This window comes from Mesorhizobium sp. A556, from assembly GCF_054489545.1.
This window is the reverse complement of record NZ_JBTMXA010000007.1, coordinates 165135-181525: the sequence shown is the minus strand read 5'-3', so window position 1 is coordinate 181525 and position 16391 is coordinate 165135. Positions and strand designations below refer to the sequence as shown.

The 16391-nt window shown below is 60.8% G+C and carries 17 protein-coding genes; 14 read left to right on the top strand and 3 right to left on the bottom strand.

Translation table 11 applies throughout. The features are described 5' to 3' along the window. Window positions 1–3: 3 nt before the first annotated feature. Complete coding sequence (locus tag ACX3P0_RS15930; protein ID WP_459089911.1) at window positions 4–885, bottom strand: LysR family transcriptional regulator; 882 nt, start codon at window positions 883–885, stop codon at window positions 4–6. A 102-nt stretch (window positions 886–987) separates the two neighbouring features. Between ACX3P0_RS15930 and ACX3P0_RS15925 the strand changes: the two genes are divergently transcribed. Then, window positions 988–1983 (top strand): bile acid:sodium symporter family protein, encoded by a 996-nt coding sequence (locus ACX3P0_RS15925; protein WP_459077697.1) that lies wholly within the window; start codon window positions 988–990, stop codon window positions 1981–1983. 23 nt (window positions 1984–2006) lie between these two features. Here the strand turns inward: ACX3P0_RS15925 and ACX3P0_RS15920 are convergent, their stop codons facing one another. Further along, window positions 2007–2699, bottom strand: coding sequence for a FadR/GntR family transcriptional regulator (locus ACX3P0_RS15920; protein ID WP_459077698.1), 693 nt, complete (start codon window positions 2697–2699; stop codon window positions 2007–2009). A 177-nt stretch (window positions 2700–2876) separates the two neighbouring features. Here ACX3P0_RS15920 and ACX3P0_RS15915 point away from each other — a divergent pair, with 177 nt between their 5' ends. The 8 genes from ACX3P0_RS15915 (at window position 2877) to ACX3P0_RS15880 (ending at window position 11177) form a co-directional block, all read left to right on the top strand. Continuing rightward, window positions 2877–3872 (top strand): ABC transporter substrate-binding protein, encoded by a 996-nt coding sequence (locus ACX3P0_RS15915; RefSeq protein WP_459089909.1) that lies wholly within the window; start codon window positions 2877–2879, stop codon window positions 3870–3872. Between the two features lie 9 nt (window positions 3873–3881). Next, window positions 3882–4709, top strand: coding sequence for an ABC transporter permease (locus ACX3P0_RS15910; protein WP_459089907.1), 828 nt, complete (start codon window positions 3882–3884; stop codon window positions 4707–4709). After that, window positions 4710–5513, top strand: a complete 804-nt coding sequence (locus ACX3P0_RS15905) for an ABC transporter ATP-binding protein (protein WP_459089905.1) — start codon at window positions 4710–4712, stop codon at window positions 5511–5513. It begins immediately after the preceding gene. Window positions 5514–5576: 63 nt separating this feature from the next. Continuing rightward, window positions 5577–6332, top strand: a complete 756-nt coding sequence (locus ACX3P0_RS15900) for an ABC transporter permease (protein WP_459077702.1) — start codon at window positions 5577–5579, stop codon at window positions 6330–6332. A 2-nt stretch (window positions 6333–6334) separates the two neighbouring features. Then, complete coding sequence (locus tag ACX3P0_RS15895) at window positions 6335–7033, top strand: fumarylacetoacetate hydrolase family protein (RefSeq protein WP_459077917.1); 699 nt, start codon at window positions 6335–6337, stop codon at window positions 7031–7033. Window positions 7034–7424: 391 nt separating this feature from the next. Further along, entirely contained in the window at window positions 7425–8420 is a 996-nt protein-coding gene (locus ACX3P0_RS15890; RefSeq protein ID WP_459089903.1) for an ABC transporter substrate-binding protein, read from the top strand. A 16-nt stretch (window positions 8421–8436) separates the two neighbouring features. Beyond that, entirely contained in the window at window positions 8437–10119 is a 1683-nt protein-coding gene (locus ACX3P0_RS15885) for an ABC transporter permease (RefSeq protein ID WP_459089901.1), read from the top strand. Then, window positions 10116–11177 carry an ABC transporter ATP-binding protein gene (locus ACX3P0_RS15880; protein ID WP_459089899.1) on the top strand — a complete coding sequence of 354 codons (1062 nt, stop codon included), beginning with the start codon at window positions 10116–10118 and terminating at the stop codon, window positions 11175–11177. Before ACX3P0_RS15885 ends, ACX3P0_RS15880 begins: the two co-directional genes overlap by 4 nt. 24 nt (window positions 11178–11201) lie before the next feature. Here ACX3P0_RS15880 and ACX3P0_RS15875 read toward each other — a convergent pair whose 3' ends face one another. After that, window positions 11202–12137: a LysR substrate-binding domain-containing protein gene (locus ACX3P0_RS15875; RefSeq protein WP_459089897.1), complete on the bottom strand. Its 936-nt coding sequence runs from the start codon at window positions 12135–12137 to the stop codon at window positions 11202–11204. Window positions 12138–12236: 99 nt separating this feature from the next. Between ACX3P0_RS15875 and ACX3P0_RS15870 the strand changes: the two genes are divergently transcribed. The 5 genes from ACX3P0_RS15870 (at window position 12237) to ACX3P0_RS15850 (ending at window position 16386) form a co-directional block, all read left to right on the top strand. Beyond that, the gene (locus tag ACX3P0_RS15870) at window positions 12237–13103 is read left to right on the top strand and encodes an isocitrate lyase/PEP mutase family protein (RefSeq protein ID WP_459089895.1); all 867 of its coding nucleotides are present in this window, start codon (window positions 12237–12239) and stop codon (window positions 13101–13103) included. 8 nt (window positions 13104–13111) lie between these two features. After that, window positions 13112–14023 (top strand): hypothetical protein, encoded by a 912-nt coding sequence (locus tag ACX3P0_RS15865; RefSeq protein ID WP_459089893.1) that lies wholly within the window; start codon window positions 13112–13114, stop codon window positions 14021–14023. Continuing rightward, window positions 14020–14838 (top strand): MBL fold metallo-hydrolase, encoded by an 819-nt coding sequence (locus ACX3P0_RS15860; protein ID WP_459089891.1) that lies wholly within the window; start codon window positions 14020–14022, stop codon window positions 14836–14838. Before ACX3P0_RS15865 ends, ACX3P0_RS15860 begins: the two co-directional genes overlap by 4 nt. Before the next feature lie 58 nt (window positions 14839–14896). Continuing rightward, window positions 14897–15853 (top strand): Bug family tripartite tricarboxylate transporter substrate binding protein, encoded by a 957-nt coding sequence (locus ACX3P0_RS15855; RefSeq protein WP_459089889.1) that lies wholly within the window; start codon window positions 14897–14899, stop codon window positions 15851–15853. 74 nt (window positions 15854–15927) lie between these two features. Further along, window positions 15928–16386 carry a tripartite tricarboxylate transporter TctB family protein gene (locus ACX3P0_RS15850; protein WP_459089887.1) on the top strand — a complete coding sequence of 153 codons (459 nt, stop codon included), beginning with the start codon at window positions 15928–15930 and terminating at the stop codon, window positions 16384–16386. Window positions 16387–16391 lie beyond the last annotated feature (5 nt).

Genomic DNA, 16391 nt, shown 5'->3' with positions numbered 1-16391 from the left:
GCATCATTCCCAGACTTGCTGAAAGCCTTGCGAAATATCCACCAGCGTATCGACCATGCGCATCGCCAGCGGTTGCGTCCGCCCCGGGCCGATGGCGACGAATTCGATCTCGGGCAATTGCGGCAGGCCGGCATCGGCTTGTATCCGGGAAAGCCCCGTGGGCATCAGGCGGCCCGAATGGGCCGCGACGCCGAGCCCGGCAAGCAGGGCCGCACGCAACCCGCTGATGCTGCCGCTGCTGCATGTGATGCGCCAGGATCGCCCGGCTTTCTGGAGCGTTTCCGTCGCCAGCGACCGGGTAATGCTCGGTGGAGAAAACGCCACAAGAGGCACGGGCATGCTGGCGGAAATCCGCAAGGCCGGCCGTGCGATCCACGACAGGCGCTCGCGCCAGGCGACTTTGCCGCGCCGGTCGCCGGGTTTGCGCTTGACGAAGATCACGTCGAGTTCGCCCGCATCGAAGCGTTGGTAAAGATAACCGCTGAGGCCCACCGTGAGTTCGATGTCGACATGCGGATCGTGGCGTTTGAACGCGATCAGGACATTCGCGAGGCGCGACATCGCAAAGTCCTCGGATATGCCAAGACGCAGTCTTTCCCGCTGTCCCTTGTCGATGAAGAAATTTGCCAGCCTGTCGTTCGCATCGAGTATGTTGCGGGCCATCTCGACCATGGCGTCGCCCTGTTCGGTCAAGGCGACGCAATGCGTATCGCGCAACAAGAGGCGTTGGCCGACGGCATCCTCAAGCTTTTTCACATGCTGGCTGACGGTCGATTGACGCAAATCGAGCCGCGCTCCGGCCGTCGTGAAACTCAGGCTGTTGGCCACGGCCAGGAAGCTGCGAAGAATGGAGGGATGCAGATCGAGCAGCCTGTGCGGAATCATGTCATTCACAAATGTAATTACTGATATCGAACCTATCACGCTATGAAATGAGGGCAATGCCATCTAGAAAAAGCGCGGTCATCATACGGGAGCGGATGAACCATGCGCGGCGTCCTGAAGAAACTGCCGATCGACACCTATATGCTGTTGCTGATCGCGACGGTGGCAATCGCCACCGTGCTGCCGGTATCCGGTGCCGCAGCCAAGTTCGTTTCACAGCTCAGTTCCGCGGCAGTCGCGCTGTTGTTTTTTCTCTACGGAGCGAAGCTCAAGACGCAGGCGATCGTTGCCGGTATAGCCAACTGGAAGCTGCAGTTGCTGGTTGTTGCCACCACCTTCGGCCTGTTTCCGATACTCGGCCTCGGCCTGGCGTTTTTCGCCCGCCCCTGGCTACCGGAGGAACTTGTCGTCGGCTTCCTCTTCCTGTGTATCCTGCCGTCCACCGTGCAGTCGTCGATCGCCCTGACCGCGATGGCGAAGGGGAACGTCCCCGCAGCAATCTGCGCGGCTTCCTTGTCCAATATGCTTGGGGTGGTGTTGACGCCTGCCTTTGCCGCGCTGCTGCTTTCGACCAATGGCATAAAGCTGGATGCGAGTTCCGTGATCGGCATCTGCGTGCAGTTGCTTCTGCCATTCGTGGCGGGCCAGCTCATGCGCCCCCTGATCGGTGGCTGGATCGAAAAGAACAAGCTCCTGACGATGGTTGTCGACCGGGGCTCGATCCTGCTGATCATCTATTCGGCGTTCAGCGCCGGCGTCGTCGCCGGAATTTGGGGACGGCTCGACGGCACGACCCTGTCGCTCCTGGTCGCGTTGGATCTGGTCCTGTTGTTCCTGGTGATGGTTGTCCTCAGGCGCACTGGCCGGCTGGTCGGCCTTTCGCGTGAAGACGAGGTCAGCCTGCTATTTTGCGGCTCGCAAAAGAGCCTCGCCAGTGGCGTGCCGATTGCCAACATCCTGTTCGTTGGCCATGCAACCGGCCTCATCATCCTGCCCCTGATGCTCTATCATCAGTTCCAGTTGTTTGTCTGTGCCGCTATCGCCCAGCGTTATGTGGCCGGCGACGAACGCCGGGCCATGCTGCAAAACGAGGCCTGAAGCCGGCCGCAAGGGCGGTCCGGTTACTCGGCAGCTTCGCGGGCCGGTATAAGCCGCCGCTCCACCTGCTGCAGATGCAGCCGCATGGCCGTTGCCGCGCCACTCATGTCGCGGTCGGTAATCGCATCGACGATGCGTTCATGATCGGCGAAACTGTGATGATCGGCCGGCGGATGCGAGCCGTCCGAGCGCAGGCGACCCCACACGACCGTGCGGCGAACGGCGTTGAGCACGTCGAACAGGCCCAGGAGAACATTGTTGCGGCTTGCCTGCGCGATCTGCCGGTGAAGCAGGTTGTCGACATTCTCATACTGCCGCCACGTCGTGGCATCCCGCGTATGGACGATGGACCGGCGCATGGCGGCTATGTCGTCCAGCGTCGCATGCAACGCCGCTTCGCGCGCGATCTCGGGCTCGATGATCAGCCGCGCCCGCATCACGTCGGCCGGATTGGTTCGGCCCGCGATTTCCGAAATACCGATCGTCTCTTCCACCGGGCCGCTACCGACAAAGGTGCCTTTGCCGACATGGCGCCAGATGCGGCGGTCCCTCTCAAGGACCGTCAGTGCCTTGCGCAAATCGCCGCGCGACACGCCAAGGCTTTCACACAACTCCCGCTCAGCCGGCAATCGGGTTTCGCCGGACTGATCCATCTGCGCGAGGAAAGCCTGGAGTTGCACCAAGGCGGCGTGGCCACCGTCTCCCAGTCTGTCCATTGCTTAACCAATCCAGCATTGCTTCATTGGCTAGGTGTTAAATTGATTACCGTGACCAGTCAATCGCGGGCACCCTTTGGCAGGGTTCGGGGAAGGGTGATTTCGCCTTGACCAATCCGTTGCTGTGCTCTAACCATTTCGCATATTGGTTAGAATATGAATGGGAGGAGTAGATAAATGACTGGCCTATCCAGACGCACTATTCTTGTAACCACCTTTGCAATGGCGCTCGGCAGCGCGATGCCCATGGCTACCGCCAATGCCGGCGACATGCGGATCGCCTTCGGGGACCTGCCGGGCATCGAGTCCATCCAGACACTTGCCGCCATCGAGCGGACCAAGGAACGCGGCGTCAATGTCGATCTGATCATTCTCAATGACGAAGATCTGGCTTCCCAGGCGATCGTCGGTGGCCAGGCTGATGTCGGCATCGGCTCGCCCTACACGCTGATCCAGAAAGTCGGCGTGCCGATCCGCCTGTTCGACCAGATTTCGACGCAGCGTTTCTTTCCCGTCGTCAACAGCGAGGCTTACAAAAACTGGAAGGATCTTGATGGGCAGGAGGTTGCCGTTCAGGCGCGAGGTTCCGGTACGGAGGCCGTCATGCTGCTGATGGCCAAGAAAAACGGTATCACACTCGGCAAGATCAGCTATGTGCCGGGCTCCGAGGTCCGCCGGAACGCGCTTCTGCAGGGCACGCTGAAAGCCTCCATCGTCGATGCCGCCAACCGGCGCGCGCTTGAGGAAGAAGCCCCTGGAAAATTTACCGTCCTGCCGGTCGAAGATGTCAGCGCCACCGATGAGGCCTTGTTCGCGACCGAGGATTATCTCCAGAAAAATGCCGCCGATGTCGATATTCTGGTCGAAGAACTGATGAAGACGGCGCGCGAAATCCTCGCGAACCCCCAGTCTGCAGTCGAAATGCGCAACAAGTACAAGCTCCTTCCGGATCTCGGCGCGGATGCCGACGCAGAGATTTCCGCCTACTACAAGGAAACCGCCGAAGCTGGCAGCCTGGCGCAGAATGGCGGTGGCGAAGACGCGGCCAAGGACGATTTTGCCTTCTTTAGCGCCGCCGGCCAGATCGAAGGTGATCCGGCTACCCTCAAGGTTACGGATTTCTGGGATATGGCTCCCATCGAGCGTGCTGTTGCCAAGCTCGGCAAGAAATAGGCCGGCCTGATGGTCACTGGGTTCAGGACAGAGAGCGGGGCCGTCGGCCTCGCTCCCGTTGCCCGCGCGAAAGGCCGGCGCCGGTGGCGCGACCGGCCGATCCTGCTGCGGCTTGTCTCGATGGTTCTTTTCGCCTGCATATGGGAGATCGCCGGGCGCATTCCGGTGAGCTTTGCGTTCCCCACCTTTTCCGACACTTTTGTGGCGTTCGTCAGGCTGATGGCCGATGGCAGCATGCCTACCGCCTATGCCTCCACGCTTCAGCCGCTGCTGCTCGGGGTGGTGTTGTCGACCTTTCTAGGCGTGGGCCTTGGTACGCTATGCGGCCTGTGGCGCACCGGCGAATGGTTGATGATCCCGATCTTCATCGTATTCCAGGCCGCTCCTGTCGCCGCCTTCATTCCCATGGTCACCTTTGTCTACGGTATCGGCATGACGGCCAAGACGCTTGCCGTGATGATCCTGGCGCTGCCGGTCATCGTGCTGAACACCTACAAGGCCGTACGCAACGTCAATGAATCGCTCGTCGTCATGGGCCGGTCGTTCCTCGGCACACGGTGGCAGGTGGTGACCAAGATCATCCTGCCGGACGCCAGCCCGGTGATTTTCGCGGGCCTTCGCCTCGGCGTGGCTGCTGGCTTCGTCGGGGTCGTGTTGGCCGAGTTGCTGATTACACCAACCGGTATCGGCGATCTCATCACGTTCCACCGCTCGCGCGCCGATTATGCCGAGATGTATGCAACCATCGCCTCGATCATCGCCCTTTCGACCCTGACACTGGTTTTCCTGCAGTGGATCGAAACAAGCGTTTTCAGGCCCGAAGACAGGGGAGCCTGAATGAACGCCGTCGCTTTACAAAAAGAACCGATACCCATGTCCGGATCGAGCGATTCGATCGTGGAGGTGCGGGGTATCTCCAAGGTCTATGGAGACGTCGAGGCGTTGCGCAACGTCGATCTCGATTTTCCGCGCGGCAAGCTGACGAGCCTGCTCGGGCCGAGCGGCTGTGGCAAGACCACGCTTCTGAAGATTATCGCCGGCCTGGTCGGAGCCGATGCCGGAACCGTCAATGTCAACGGCAAGGTCGTCAGCGCACCGGGGCCCGAACGCGCCTTCGTGTTCCAGGATTTCGCGCTGATGCCGTGGGCAACCGTGATGCGCAACGTGGCTTTCGGGCTTGAATTGCGCGGCGTCTCGAAGGCGCAGCGTGAAGACAAGGCGCGTCACTACATTGCCGAGGTTGGCCTTTCGGGCTTCGAAAACAAATATCCGCACGAACTTTCCGGCGGCATGCGCCAGCGTGTCGGGCTGGCGCGCGCTTTGGCGGTCGACGCCGATGTCCTCTTGCTCGACGAACCATTCTCCGCCGTCGATGAGCAGAACCGGCGCAAGTTTCAGGAAGATCTGGTCCGGCTCCGCAACAATGAAAACAAGACCTTCATCTTCGTTACCCATTCGATCGAGGAGGCCGTTTATATCTCCGATCGCATCGTGTTGCTGTCGCCGAGACCCGGCCGGGTTTCCCGCATCATAGAGCCTCAGATCGATCGGTCCGGCGATCCCGAGCGAATTCATCGGGACGACCATTATCTCGACACGGTGGAAGAGATTTGGCAGGGGCTGAAGCAGTATGTGGAGTGATCGCGTGATGACCGCCGCGAAGGCCAGCCTGCCCGCACCCACTTGGAAGTGCGGGGTCGGGGTATGAAACTGTTCGGCCACCGCGTGCCCATGATGGCCTCGCTTCTCGTCTGGTGCGTGGCGTGGGAGATCGTTGGCCGGCTCGACCTGGTTTTCCTGCTGCCGCCGTTCAGCCACGTGCTTGCCGCCGCCGTCGATCTCGTCCAGACGCAATCCTGGCAAAGCGCGACCGTAACCACCTTGCGCGCCTTCGTCATAGGCATGGCGCTGTCGATCGTGGTCGGCATTCCGCTCGGCATCCTCATGGGGCGGGTCAAGCTCGCCGACGAACTGCTCGGCATGTGGGTCAACATCTTCTCCAGTGCGCCGCTTTCCGCGCTGGTCCCGGTGCTGATGATCCTGTTCGGCTTCGGCGAAAAGACGATCGTGGCGGCGGTGTTCCTGTTCGCTATCTGGATCATCGTCCTCGATACCCGTGCCGGGGTTCGCCACATTTCGCCGTCCCTGGTCGAAATGGCGCGTTCCTACGGTGCTTCGCGCAGCGCACTCTATGGCAAGATCATTCTCTGGGCGGCCCTTCCCGAAATTCTCGCCGGGATCCGGCTCGGCCTCATCCGCGGCGTCAAGGGTGTCGTCATCGGCCAGTTGCTCGTTGCCATCGTCGGCTATGGCGCGCTGTTCGAAACCTTCTCGCGGAATTTCCGCATGGCCGAATTCTGGGCCCTGACCATCATCCTTTTCGCGTTCGCCCTGGTGGTGGCCGAACTGATCGAAAAGGTTGAAGCCAAAGTCGAATTTTATGCAGGAGCAAGACAATGAACATGCACGGCGCAGCCGCAAACTATGTCATCGAGCCGACCGTCATTCCGGCTATTCCCGTGGCCGGCACGGGTGACGTTTTCCCGGTGCACCGGGTCTATTGTGTCGGCCGGAACTATGCCGCGCATGCCGTCGAGATGGGGCACGACCCGGACAAGGATCCGCCTTTCTTCTTCCAGAAGAACCCGGACAATCTCGATACCAGCGGAGACTTCCCCTATCCGCCGGCATCCGATGATGTTCACCACGAAATCGAGATGGTTGTGGCGTTGAAAAACGGCGGAAAGGATATCCCGCTCGAAAAGGCGCTCGACTGCATCTACGGCTATGGCGTTGCCCTCGACATGACCCGGCGCGACCTGCAGGCCAAGGCGAAGGAGATGGGCCGACCGTGGGAGGTAGGCAAGGCGTTCGAGGCTTCCGCGCCGTGCACGCCGCTCACGCCCGCAAGCGTCGTCGGTCACCCGACCCAGGGCGCCATCTGGCTCGATGTCAATGGCGAGCGCAGGCAGACCGGTGACCTCAACCAGATGATCTGGAAAGTACCGGAAATGATTTCCTATCTGTCGGGCCTGTTCACGCTGATGCCCGGCGACATCATCCTGTCTGGAACGCCTTCCGGGGTTGGCGCGGTCAAGCGCGGTGATCGCCTTCAGGGCCATATCGATGGTATCGGCGACCTCGACGTCCGCGTCGTCTAGGTCAGGACCTGTCGATTTGAGGGAAATGGATTGAGGCCATCTGTTCGGGTGCGCGGAGCGAAAGCGACGGAAATGCGGTTCATTTTCAAGCTTTTCGCGACGAACCAACCGGGCAAGTGGTCCATATCCGCCCGAACACCCGTTGGGGGACGTCCGAAGCGGCTGCGGTATGCGATGCGAGGCCCAATAAGGATTGCAGTCTGGCAGCGTTGACCTTTGCCGGCTTCTGCCGATAGTTTGCCAGCTTAGAGCATCGGACCGAAAAGTGGCTACCGGCTTTCGGAAAACCCGATGCTCAAACAAAAAAGACAGAGCGGCAACCCGGATTATCCGAGCGTCCGCCGCTTGAGTGCTTCGACCGCGCACAAAATCATTCAAAGGGAGGCAGATGATGACCTTTTCGCTACGGACTCTTGCGGCTGCCGCGCTGGCGTCGATGCTCGCCATGAGCAGCGCACATGCGCTGACCGTCTATTCCAGCGTCGACGAGGAGAACGCCCACAAGCTGCTCGATGCCTTCACCAAGGCGACCGGCGTCAATGTCCAGATGGTGTTCCTGTCTTCCGGCCCGGCGCTGTCGCGCATCGAGGCCGAAAAGGCCCGGCCACAGGCGGACGTCTGGTTTGGCGCGCCCAGCGAAAACCACATCCTGGCCAAGGAACGCGGCCTGACCGAGCCTTATGTGTCGAAAAACGCGGACGCTCTTTCCGACCAGTTCAAGGACAAGGAGGGCTATTGGCACGCCATCTACACCAATCCTCTGGCCATCGGCGTGCGCAACGATATCCTCAAGAGCCGCAACGCGCCGGTCCCGACCTCGTGGGAGGATCTGAAGAACCCCGCCTATAAGGGCCTCATCCAGATGCCGTCGCCGCAATCTTCCGGCACCGCCTATTCGGTCATCCTGACGCTCATCCAGGAGCGCGGCGAGGATGGCGCCTTCGAATATCTCAAGACGATCAATCCGAACATCCAGACCTACACGCAGAGCGGCACGGCGCCGAGCGGCGCGCTGGGTGTCGGCGAGACGCCGATTGCCATCCAGTTCACGCCGGGCTTCCTGAAGCTTGCCGACGAGGGCTATCCGGTGGAAGTCGTGTTCCCGAGCGAGGGCGTCGGCTATGAGGTTGCCTCCATGTCGATCCTCAAGGGGGCCAAGGACTTGGACGATGCCAAGAAGCTGGTTGACTGGATGACGTCCAAGGACGGGCAGGGCGCGCTGAGCGCGACCAAGACCTATTTCCTGCCTATCCGCACCGATGTCAGCGGCGGCACCGGCGTTCCCGCGCTTGACAAGATCAAGCTCGTCGCCGTCGATCCGGCCTTCGCCGCCGAGAACAAGCAGCGACTGGTCGATCGCTGGACCAAGGACGTGCTCGGCCAGTAGCATCCGGCAGATAGGAATGGCATCGATCCGGAACGCCCGGTCCGAACTTCGACAGTTCGCGCGCGATCCGGTCCTGCTCGTCCTGTTGGCGGTGATCGCCGTGGCGATTGCCGTCTTCGTGGTCTATCCGCTGGTCAAGGTGCTGCTCGCCAGCTTCCAGCCCGGCGGCGTGTGGACGCTCGACGGCTATCGTGAGCTTGCCGAGCGCCGGCTCTACCGCAATGCCCTCGTCAACAGCCTCAGCGTCGCAGCGCTCGTCGGCGTGCTGAGCGTGACGATCGGCTATCTCGCCGCCTTCGTGCTGACCCGCCTGCCGGTTCCCGGCAAGACGCTGCTGCACTATGTGACGATCCTGCCGATCGTGTCGCCGCCCTTCGTCAGCGCGGTGTCGATCCTGTTCCTGTTCGGCTTCAACGGGCTGATCACCCGCCAGTTGCTCGGGCTGGATGATTTCTCGATCTACGGTTTTCGCGGCGTGGTGCTGTCGCAGGTCTTCACCTTTGCGCCCATCGCCTATCTGTCGTTGCGCGGCGTGCTCGCCTCGCTCAGCCCGACGCTGGAGGACGCCGCACTCAACATCGGCGCGACGAAATGGCAGACCTTCTGGAAGGTGAGCTTTCCGCTGTCGCTGCCGGGCATCGCCAGCGCCTTCCTGATCGTGTTCATCGAATCCATGGCCGATTTCGGCAACCCGCTGGTGCTGGCGGGCGCCTCCTTCCCGATGCTCGCGCCGCAGGCCTATCTGGAGATCACCGGCTCCTTCAACCTGTCGCGCGGGGCGACACTCGCCATCGTCCTGCTTATCCCCTCGATCACCGCCTTCGCCATCCAGCGCTATTACCTGGCCAAGCGGCAATACATCACCGTCACCGGCAAGCCGACCGCCTCCACCTCCAAGATCGTGAGCGTACCGGTCAAATGGCTGCTCTATGGGCTGGTCGTGTTTTTCTCGCTGATGGTGGCGGCCTTCTACGCCGTCATCCTGCTCGGTGCGTTCACCAAGGTCTGGGGTTTCAACTATACCCCGACCATTGCTCACTTCGTTTATGTGTTCGATGTCGGCCTCGATTCGGTCAAGGACACGCTGGTCGTTGCCATCGTCTCGACGCCGGTGAGCGGGCTTTTGGGCATGCTGATCGCCTTCCTCGTGGTGCGCCGTAGCTTTCCCGGCCGCACGGCACTGGAATTCGGCTCGATCCTGTCTTTCGCCGTGCCGGGCACGGTGGTCGGCATCGGCTATATCCTAGCCTTCAACGCGCCGCCGCTGATCCTGACCGGCACGCTCGCCATCCTCGTTTTGTGCTTCGTGTTCCGCTACATGCCGGTCGGCATCCAGTCGGGCATCGCGGTGCTCAGGCAGATCGACCCTTCCATCGAGGAAGCGGCACAGAACCTCGGCGCGGACGGGATCACGACCTTCCGCAAGGTGACGCTGCCACTGATTGCGCCGGCGTTCTTCTCCGGCCTCGTCTATGCCTTCGTGCGCGCCATGACGGCGATCAGCGCGGCGATCTTCCTCGTTTCGGCCAACTGGAACCTGATGACGGTCCAGATCCTCAATCAGGTCGGCTCCGGCAGGCTCGGCGTCGCGGCGGCCTTCAGCGTGGTGGTGATCGTCATCGTGCTTATCGCCATCGTCATCATCAGCCTGGCCATAAGCCGCTGGAGCCGGCACACCTCGATGGTGAGATATCAATGACGGACTCGATCAGAATAGTCGGCCTGAACAAGGTCTTCACCAGCCCCGACGGCGGCACGGTCGCCGCCGTCAAGGACGTGAACCTGGAAATCGGTGCGGGAAAACTCGTCACGCTGCTTGGGCCCTCCGGTTGCGGCAAGACCACGCTTTTACGCATGATCGCCGGCTTCGAGGAGCCGACCTCGGGCGACATCCTGTTCGGCGACAAGCGCATGAATGAGGAACCGCCCAACAAGCGCGACACCGCCATGGTGTTTCAGTCCTATGCGATCTTCCCGCATCTCGACGTGTTCGAGAACGTCGCTTTCGGCTTGAGGCTGCGCAAGTTGCCTAAGGCCGAAATCGAGGAGCGGGTCGCGCGCGTGCTCGACCAGACCGGCCTTGCCGGCTATGCGCGGCGCTCCCCCAACCAGCTTTCGGGCGGCCAGCAGCAGCGCGTGGCGCTGGCCCGCTGCATCGTCATGGAGCCGCGGGTGCTACTGTTCGACGAGCCGCTTTCCAACCTCGACGCCAAGCTGCGCGAGCAGATGCGCGTGGAGATCCGCGAATTGCAGCAACGGGTCGGCATCACCAGCATCTATGTCACGCACGACCAGGTCGAGGCGATGAGCATTTCCGACGAGATCGTCGTGATGAATGCCGGCGTGGTCGAACAGCTTGGCACGCCGCACGCAATCTACGCGCGGCCGGTCAGCCGCTTTGTCGCCAATTTCATTGGCAAGGCGAATTTCGTGCAGGCAAGGAGTGTCGGCAAGAACGAGGTCGAGATCGCGGGCACTCGGATAGGCATTGAAAACAAGCCGGATCTTGCAGCCGGCATGGACATCACGCTCGTCGTCCGGCCGGAGGCGGTGCGCCTTTCAAAGGGCAAAGGCGATTTCAAGGGCACGGTCCGGCGCATGATGTTCCTCGGCAACATTGCCGAGTATCTTGTCGAGGTCGAAGGCATCGGCGAATGGCTGGTCGACAGCCCCAATCCCGCCGAAGTGGGCCTGTTCGAGGTCGGAGAGACAGTCGGCCTCACGCCGTCGCCAGCATCGATCCACGTGCTGCCGTAGATACCAGCGTAGGCATGACTGAGATCAATCGGCAATTTTAGCGACAAGCGCCGGGGGGAAATCGGACGACCGGCGGGTTACGTCTTCCCGGAGCCATGTGGTGAATCGACCGATGTTCGGATCGGTCTCCCGGTCCTTGCGGTAGTGAAGACAGAACGGAACCCCCACATCCGCAGGTTCGCCGCAAAGCTGCTTCAGGCGGCCGGAGGCAATGTCCTTGTCGATGAACCCCAGCCGGCCAAGCGCGATACCGACACCTTCAATGGCTGCGGCGTGTACCAGATCCGAACTGCTCAGCGTCGTGACGTTTGGAAGGGGCAACTGGCTGGACCCGTTCGCGGCGAGCCACAGTCTCCACTCGTCGTCATGCATGCTGCCCCGGAGGAGGAGGTGGCCTGAATAATCCGCGATCGTGGTGATTGGGCCATGCTGGCGGAGATAGTCGGGGCTGCACACCGGAACCGCGACACGGCGAAGCAGCGGTTCGCGGTGCAGATCCGGGTTCATGTCGAACCCCACCCGGATCGCCACGTCACAATCCGGCGGCACGGAGGCGAGCGGCGAGGCTGTCGTCAGAACCAGCGTCAAGTTCGGATGCCTCTCCTTGAAAAGGTGAAGACGTGGCAAAAGCCAAAGCCGCATGAAGAACCGCGATCCCCAGACATGAATCTGCGATCCCTGGCTTTGATTGTGGTTGCGGCTGTCGAGGAGAGCCTGGTCGATCTGGTGCAGCGGGCTCTGCACGCGCTCAAAGAGAGCCTCGCCCGCGGGGGTCAGCGATACGGGATATCGTGAGCGCTGGAACAGGGATTGACCCAGTTCAAGTTCAAGCTTGCGAATTTGCTGGCTCACCGCGCCAGGGGTCACATGCAATTCCGCTGCAGCACCCTGGAAACTGAGCAGCCGTGCGGTTCTCTCAAAAGTCCGGATCCAGTTTAGTGGCATATGATCGAATGCCATGGGTTTAGTCTTTCTAAAGTGAACCTAGCTTTTCTCCTTTGACCCCCCTGCGGCATGGTGTCAACAAACATCAAGGACGATGCGATTGTAGGGGAAGGCATGGCTCGCGACGAAACCGCCCTGGACAGAATTCTGGCGGGAAGCACCTGCACGATGCCGGCATCGGTCTTCGATCCGTTGACGGCACGGATGGCTGTCGAACTGGGCTATCGTTGCGCGGTTTTGCCGGGGTCTTCGGTGTCGCTGCATCATCTGGGCCTGCCCGATATCACGCTTGTCTCGCAGGATGTGGTGGTCGATCTGTGCCGCAGGATCGCGCGCGGATTGCCGATCCCGCTGATCGTCGATGGGGATCATGGTTTTGGTAATGCGATTAATGCCAGGCGCTTTGCCGAGGATCTGGCCGCTTCGGGTGCCGCCGCGGTCACGATCGAGGACACCTATCTGCCGCGTCGCCTGTCGCCTCAGGCCGAAGCGGGCATCTCACAAGAGGAAGCCTGCGCAAAGATCCGTGCGGCGGTGGACGGGGCGAGCGGCAGCAGCCTTCGGGTCATCGCCCGGACCAGTACGGCGGTCTGTCCCGATAAATCCGCGCTGGTCGACCGGCTGCGCGCGTTCGAGCAAACGGGGGCGGCGGCACTGTTCGTTTCCGGCGTGAAGGACTGGGGGACGCTGGAGGCCGTTGTCACAGCGACCACATTGCCGCTCGTGCTGGGCGCCCGCTCAACAGAGTTGGAGGATCAGGCGCGCCTTGGGGAGATGGGGGTGCGCATAGCCCTGGCCTGTCATTCAGTCAGCCTTTCCGCCTATCGCGGCGCCTGGGATCAGTTGTCGATGAATGCGGCGCAGCGACCGGCAGAGGATTTTTCCGCGCTGGTCGATCGGCTGAGCGGCGGCCCGGATTTTCGCGCGCAGGCGCAGGCTTACTGTGCCGACCCGTTCGCACAGCAAGCGGCGAAGAAATGATGGGACATATGTTTTTGAACGCGAAGAGCGATCCGCTCAACCCTTCTCAAGACAGCGCGGTCACGGATGTCATCGAACTCGTCCCGGACAGGCTTTATTCTATCGCGAGCACGATCCGGCTGGATGGCCGTGTAAGTTCTTATCCGGCCAATGCGACAGGCTACACCAAGGGGCATTGCTACCTGCTGAAGGAAGGCAAGGATGCCCTGCTCCTGGACACCGGATACACAGCGCATCGCGATGCGATCATCGCCAGGCTGCGCGAGCTTCTGGCGGACGGCGACGAACTGTCGATCTACCCGCTGCGGCTGAATGAATACATGTCGGTTTGCAATGTCGAGGTGATCGCGCAAACTTTCCGTGCCAAGCAATGTTACTCCGGCAATCCGGACGCCGCCCTCTGGGTTGCGTTCTCGCGGCATGTGGAGCGCCCTGCGGACTACTCCCTCAAGACGACCCTTGTCGCCAGGCGGCAGGACATCGACCTGGGTTCGACAGGCAACCGCAAGTTGCACGCGTTCCAGGCTCCCATACGGCTGATCGGAACACGCTGGGTCGTGGACCCGAACACAGGTACGCTGTTCAGTTCCGACAGTTTCACCCACGAATGGAGCCAGGCACCCGAAGGGCCATGGCTGATCGATAATGCTGATGATGTTGCGGACATACAGCACATCCGCAGTTTTCTTTTGAACACGCGCTACTGGTGGCTGGAGGGTGGAAAGACGCAGGAGCTTTGCGACAAGATCGATGCCATCCGGCACCAATACTCCATTGAGCGCATCGCCCCTGGCTACGGCAAGATTTCGGAAGGCCGCGACGCCGTGAACCGCCAGTTCGACCGGCTTATCGAAGCACTTCACAGCCTGGACCGCTCGGTCACCCCATGCGCCTATGTCGACAGGGACCTCATCCGATGACCGCTTCCCAGCAAGGCAAAGGCACGCCCCGTGAACTTGCTCCCGGCGTCCATTGGCTGGGCGATTGTCTGGAGCAGCATGCCAACGGCAAAATCTACCATACCTATAATGCCGCCTATCTGGTGATCGGCACGGAGGCATCCCTGCTCGTCGAGACCGGCCATCCCAAGGATTATCCTTTGCTGGCGGGGCAGCTTCAAACCCTGCTCAAGGGGCAGCCGCCGCTGCGCTATCTGTTCGTGACGCATCAGGAAACGCCACATTCGGGAGGGCTGGGTCGCATCCTGGAGGATTACGACGATGTGATGCTGTGCGGCGACATGTCGGATTACCACCTGGCCTTCCCACAATTCGCCCACCGCATGACATCCATGGGGGGCGGCGACACCATCGATCTCGGCGGGCGCGGATTTCACCTGGTCGAGCCGGTGATCCGCGATCTGCGCACGACCTGGTGGGGCTTTGACGACAAGGCAAAAGTCCTGTTTCCGGGAGATGGCTTTGCTTACAGCCATTACCACGAAGACGGACATTGCGGCCTGTTTGCGGAGGAGGCCATCTCGCTGGACATACCGGAAGTATCGGCCGTTTTCGCCGACCGGGCTCTGTTCTGGACTAAATTCACCGACATGAACCACTACGCCAATCGCCTGGAATATCTTGTGAGAAAGTTGGACGCGCGCTTCATTGCGCCCGCGCACGGGCTGCCGATCACGGATCCGGCGACGACTTTTCCGAAAATCAAGGCCGGGCTGCTTTATGGAAGTTCAGTTCCAGAAAGCGGAACAGAAACCGGCCCGACGAATACTACGTGAACTAAAGCAACAGGGAGGAACGCATATGAATATTTCAAAAATGTCTCGCCGGTCACTTATGATCGTCGGTGCCGTTGGTGCCACCATGCTGATGGGAGCACCTCTTCACGCGGAAACTTATCCGTCCAAGCCGATCACCTTCATCGTCCCAGGTTCGCCCGGGGGCGGCATGGACGTCGTCACGCGCGTCGTCGCCGAGTACATGAGCAAAGAGCTTGGCCAGCCCATCGTGGTCGAGAACAAGCCAGGTGCTGCCGGAAGCATCGGCGCCGAATACGTCGCCCATTCACAACCGGATGGTTATACGATCTTCATGGGGCAGACGTCGCATTTTGCGATCAATCCAGGTCTGTATTCTTCCCTGCCATACGATCCGATCGAGAGCTTCATTCCGATCTCGCTGCTCGCGGACGCGCCCAATGTCGTGGTGGTGCCGAAAGATTCGCCGCTCAAGAATATGACGGATCTGATCGAGGCCGCACGCAAGGCGGACGGGGCCCTGAGCCTTGCCGTGGCAAGCAACGGAACCGTCTCTCATCTGACGGGCGAACTTCTTGAGACGACGGCTGGCGTGACGTTCAATCAAATTCCCTACAAGGGCGCAGCACCCGCCATCGTCGATGTGGTCGGCGGACGCATCGACTTCATGCTGTCGTCCATTCCGACGGCACTCGGTCAGATCCGGGCGGGCGGACTGCGGCCGATTGCGGTTTCCGCAGACAAGCGCAGCCCGACGCTGCCTGACATTCCGACAATCGCGGAGCAGGGTTATCCGGGCTTCAATGCCGGAACCTGGTATGGATTGTTCGCACCGGCTGGAACAGACTCGGCAGTCATCGACAGGCTGTTCGAGGCTGCTCAGAAGGCCATCACGGACGATGCAGTCCGCGCAAAACTCCAAAACGAAGGAGGCGACACACTGATCGCCACCCGTGACGAGTTCCGCGCAAAGATCAAGGCCGATCTCGAAAAGTGGGGTGAGGTCATCAAGATCTCGGGCGCCACGGTCAACTGATCAAGAGCAGGGCCGGATGGGGCAAGCGATCTCATCCGCCTTTTTCCATTCAAGAAAAATATGGGGGCGATGTCTTGAACCAAAGTGCTCTTGGTCTCGGTCTGATCTATCTGACGCTGGGTGCGTTGGGTCTATTCATCGGCCTGAATTATCCGCTGGGCAGCATCTCGCGCATGGGGCCGGGATTCCTGCCGATCGTGATCTCTTCTCTTCTGCTCGTTTTTGCGGCCATCAGTATTGGTCGGGCCATTGCCGCCGGCCGGCCGAAATTTTCCTCCATTCGTTTAATATCCAAGGGTGCTCTGCCGATCATGATCGTGGTCGTGTCGGTCGTGACATTTGCAATTGTCTGCGATCGGATAGGCCTGTTCCCATCGACGCTGCTGCTCATTCTGATGGCTGCCACCGCGAGTCCCGAATTCAGGTTGAAGCCAATCCCGATTGCCGGCGCCATCGTCCTGACGGGAGGATTTTCTTATATATTCGTGAGATTCCTGGGCCTGCCGATCCCTTATATAAATCTGCCTGGGTAATTAAT